This window comes from uncultured Campylobacter sp., from assembly GCF_938045595.1.
Classification (GTDB): Bacteria; Campylobacterota; Campylobacteria; order Campylobacterales; family Campylobacteraceae; genus Campylobacter_B.
Genome location: NZ_CALIBB010000076.1, coordinates 1 through 4,807, shown reverse-complemented (window position 1 = coordinate 4,807; position 4,807 = coordinate 1). Strand labels below are relative to the sequence as shown.

Genomic DNA, 4,807 nt, shown 5'->3' with positions numbered 1-4,807 from the left:
CGGCATTTTTTTCGTTTCTGCGCGTCGTGAAGGCAGGGGCGAGGCTCAATCAAATCAAATTTAAACATGGAGGGCGTTTTGATATATTTGGTGTCTAATACGAAATTTGATCATCCGCAGGTGAGGCAGCTTGCGGTCTGCGAGATAAAATTTCTCAAATTTAGCCTGCCTGCGCAGATCGGCGCGCTAATTTTTACCTCCAAAAATGCGGTAGCGGCGATAAAATTTAATGAAATTTCGCCTGATTTAGATACCCCCGTTTACGCTATCGGCGAGCCGTGCGCTGCGGCTGCGCGCGAGTTTGGATTTCGCGATATCTATACGGCGCGGCACGGGCATGGAAATGAGTTTGCCGCGGAGATCGCGCCGCTCTTGCAAGGCAGGGACGCACTGTATCTGCGCGCGAGGCAGACGGTATCGAAGCTGGAGCAAATTCTATCTAGCGCCGGCGTGCGGCTGCAAAGCGTGATCGCCTATGAAAATTGCGTCCTTAGTCTGCCTGCCGCCGCAAAGCCGCCGCGGGGCAGCACGCTGATTTTTACCTCGCCTAAAAACGTTCGCGGCTTTACCGCAAATTTCGGCTGGGACGGGGGCTACAGGGCGATTTGTATCGGCAGGACGACGGCGAGCGTTTTGAGCGAGTTTTGCGAGCCGATAATCTGCGAAAGAATGTCGATAAAATCCTGCGTCGATCTGGCGCTTTTGCCATAGTTTAAGCAAATTTAGACTATAATTTTGCCCAAGCCTGGGTGAAGCGAGAGCGTTTTATATGAGGGTTCAACATATTTGTATAAGCGACGACGTGAGAGGTCCGTGTGACGCGGCTCGGCTCGAGCTTTTTTAAAGTTACGGGTTGCGACCTAGAGATTTTTCCTAGTTGCAAGATTGGCTTTGTTTGAGCCGATTCTTTTTACGCAACGCTCACTTGGGTTTTTTACGTTACGGAGGCTTCATTGAATATCCTAATAATCGGCGGCGGCGGTAGAGAATACGCGATCGGGCTAAGACTTCGCGAGGATAAAAACGTTTTAAATCTGTATTTTGCTCCGGGAAACGGCGCTACAAAGGCGCTCGGTAAAAATTTAGATTTAAAAGATTTTAATGAACTCGCGCTCTTTGCGAAAAACAACGACGTAGCTCTTACTATCGTGGGCGCCGAAGAGCCGCTTACAAAAGGTATCGTGGATATTTTCAAAGCGCAAGGTCTAGCGATATTCGGCCCCAGCGCCGCTGCGGCGAAGCTTGAGGGCTCTAAAGCCTATATGAAGGACTTTCTGGCGCGAAATCATATCAAAACCGCAAAATTTCTAAGCAGCGACGATCTAACCGAAATTTCAAAATTTATCGATACCCTAGACGGCCGCGTCGTGGTCAAAGCGGACGGCTTGTGCGCGGGCAAAGGCGTCATAATCGCAAATTCCAAAGATGAAGCTAAAAAAGCCGCCGCGGATATGCTAAGCGGCGAAAGCTTCGGCGAAGCAGGCAAGCGCGTCGTCGTGGAGGAGTTTTTAGATGGTTACGAGCTGAGCTTTTTTGCGATCTGCGACGGGGAGAATTTCGTAAGCTTGCCCGTAGCGCAGGATCACAAAAAATTGCTTGACGGCGATCTTGGTCCGAATACCGGCGGCATGGGAGCTTATGCGCCAAGCCCGCTAGCAGATGCCGCGCTGATAAAAAGAGTGCAGAGCGAGATCGTAGCACCTACGCTAAAAGGGATGAGGCAGCAGGGCGCGCCCTTTTGCGGCGTGCTGTTCGTGGGGCTTATGATCGTGGGCGGCGAGCCTTACGTGCTGGAGTACAACGTCCGCTTCGGCGATCCGGAGTGCGAGGTTTTGATGCCGCTAATTGACGGAAATTTGAGCGAAATTTTATACAACGCCGCCGTAGGCAAGCTAAGTAGCATAAGCTTAAAAGAGCGATTTGCGGTGGGCGTCGTGATGGCTAGCGAGCGCTACCCTTACGGCTCTTCGCAGCCTGCTTTGATCGAGGTCGGCGAAATTCCCGCGGGAGCGCATATCTGCTATGCAGGCGTGAGCGAGCGGGAGGGGCAGATTTACGCTAGCGGCGGGCGCGTTTTGGTAAGCGTGGGCGTCGCGCAGAGCCTAAAGCAGGCGCGCGATGCGGCTTACGCGCTGTGCGAAAATATAAAATTTAGCGGCGCGCAGTATAGGCGCGATATCGCGTATCAAGCCTTAAGAGATAAAATTTGATCGTCGCTCCGCTTAGCAAGCGCGTAATTGCGTTTAGTATCGACGAAGCGGTGAGCGTAACGCTTTTTGTGGTCGTGCTATTTGCTATCGACGAGCCAGAGCTTGTCGCAGCGGCGCAGAGCGGAAGCAATCTTGAGGTACAAAAGATCGCGTCGAAATTCATTTTGCATTACGCGATAATAAAATTTTTATATCAGGCGATTTTTGTCTATCTATACGGCGCGACGCTAGGCAAGCTTGCGGTTAAAATTTATTGCGTCCGCGCTGACGGCAGCGCTATGGATATCGCTACTGCAGCGATCCGCGCGGCGGTTAGGTTGATAAGCGAGATGATCTTTTATATGGGATTTTTGGTGGCGCTTTTTACGAACTCGCGTCAGAGCCTGCATGATATGGCGGCGAAAACATTGGTGGTAGAGATTGAAAAAGAGTAAAAAATTTAAAATTCTAGCGCTTAGTTTTAGCGCTCTTTTAGCAAGCAGTGCGAGTGCAAAGGTCCAAGACGTCGAGCTCATAGCAGATAATGTCGAGAAAAACGGCTTTTTGACGGAGGCCAGTGGCAACGTAACGGTGTATTCGCAGGACTACTTCATTACCGCCGATCGCGCTACATACGACGAGCAAAACGGCATAATCGAGCTTTTCGGCAACGTCAATGCAATGCGCGGCAGCAGCGAAACTACACGTGCGCAGCATGTCAAAATCGATCTGAAAAACGATAAGCAGCAAGCCGACGTAAATTTTATGATGGATAAGGACTCCGAGCTTTGGATGCAAAACGACGCTAGCTGCAGCGACAGCGAATATTACCGCGTGGAGGGCTCCAGCGTATCTAGCTGCAACGTTACCGATCCTGATTGGCGCATCAAATTTAGTAGCGGCATGCTAAATAAAGAGAGCAAATTCCTCCATCTTTTTAATCCAAGATTTTACGTGGGTGATGTGCCGGTGCTCTATCTGCCGTATTTCGGCTTTCCGACCGACCGTACGCGTCGCACGGGCTTGCTGCCTCCCGAGGCCGGCTACATCAGCAAGGAAGGGATTTACTACAAGCAACCGATCTATTTTGCGCCTTACGATAGCTGGGATTTTCAGCTCGATCCGCAGGTGCGCACGCGCAGGGGCTTTGGCGTATACGGGACATTTCGATTTACGGAGTCGCCGTATTCTTACGGCGAGATTAGAGGCGGAGTTTTCGATAACTTCTCGCGAGCGCAAAAACGCCTCGAATACAAAAACGAGCGCCATCACGGCTTTGAAGTGCAATACGATCGCAGCAAGCTTGCGACCTATCTGCTAGATGGTGATCTGCGCGAAAATTTATGGATCGATTTTACCCAGCTAAACGACCTTGAATACTACGATCTGAAGGAAAAAGGAGGTCTTGGCAACGATGCGGATAATTCGCTCGTAACTTCACGGCTGAATTATTATTTGACCTCAGACGAGCACTATTTTGGCGCTTACGGACGCTACTATATCGATACAAGCAAGCTAAACGCCGATAATACCTTCCGCAACGAAGATACCGTCCAAGAGCTTCCGACGCTGCAATATCATAAATTTAGCAATGATTTGGGGCTGCCAAATTTGATCTATTCGCTTGATGCAAAAGCGCGTAATTACACCAGATGGGAGGGCGCGACTGCTCGCCAATACGAGTTTGACGTACCGATTAGTATAAGTACGCCGCTACTGGCGGATTATTTAAATTTCGCCTTTACCGAGCGAGTGTATATGACCAATATCGATTGGCACGATAAATTTTACTACGCAAACGGCGATCTTGGCGAGGATAAAAGCACTTTCTACGCTAATCAATACACCGAGCTTTCGCTCTACACCGACGTAGCCAGGGCTTACGATAGCTTGTATCACACTATGAGCTGGAGAGCGGATTTTAAAATTCCCGGATGGCAGCAAGGCGACATCGAGGATAGAATTTTAAAGTATCATCAGTATAAATACGACCTTGCTCGCGGCGCAGTAGATCGCTCGCGGCTGGGTAACTTGCAAGACTCGCTTTATTGGGAGGATAACTTCTTAAGCGAGCTTAGCGACGAATACACCCACGAAAATGCAGCTTTAAGTATGACGCAGTTTTTTTATAATGAGGACGGACGTAAATTCTTACGCCATAGCGTCAAGCAGCGATATGACTTCGACGATCATGAGTTTGACGATTTAGAACACCGCATCGATGCGTATTTTGCAAATGGGCTAAATATCGGAAACCGCTTTACCTACTCGCATAAATATAAAAGCTTCGATAAGGTCTATACCTACGCCAACTACTCCAACGACGACTTTAGCTTTGGACTTAGTCACGCTTACGAATACGAAAAGCTAAGCATGGAGCCTAAACGCTATACGAAAGATAACTACGGCATCGTAAACGCTTCGGTAAATTTGCCTAGGAATAATAAAATTTTTGGGCGTTGGGATTACGACTTGGAGCGATCTTATTCTAAAATGTGGCGCGTGGGACTTTCTCATACGCGCAAGTGTTGGAATTACTCTTTTGTGTATCAAGAGGATATCGAACCTAAAAATACCAGTACGACGGGCTACAGCAAAGCAAGCAAGGAGCGCGGAAT

At 49.2% G+C, this 4,807-nt stretch carries 4 protein-coding genes; all 4 read left to right on the top strand.

Features of this window, described 5'->3' with window-relative positions:
- Window positions 1-78: 78 nt before the first annotated feature.
- Complete coding sequence (locus Q0340_RS02875) at window positions 79-711, top strand: uroporphyrinogen-III synthase (RefSeq protein ID WP_298082086.1); 633 nt, start codon at window positions 79-81, stop codon at window positions 709-711.
- Window positions 712-953: 242 nt separating this feature from the next.
- Window positions 954-2,210, top strand: a complete 1,257-nt coding sequence (gene purD, locus Q0340_RS02870; protein ID WP_298082085.1) for a phosphoribosylamine--glycine ligase — start codon at window positions 954-956, stop codon at window positions 2,208-2,210.
- Entirely contained in the window at window positions 2,207-2,644 is a 438-nt protein-coding gene (locus Q0340_RS02865) for an RDD family protein (protein ID WP_298061174.1), read from the top strand. Before purD ends, Q0340_RS02865 begins: the two co-directional genes overlap by 4 nt.
- A partial coding sequence (locus tag Q0340_RS02860) for an LPS-assembly protein LptD (RefSeq protein ID WP_298082084.1) occupies window positions 2,631-4,807 on the top strand: 2,177 nt, incomplete at its 3' end. The genes Q0340_RS02865 and Q0340_RS02860, both read left to right, overlap by 14 nt.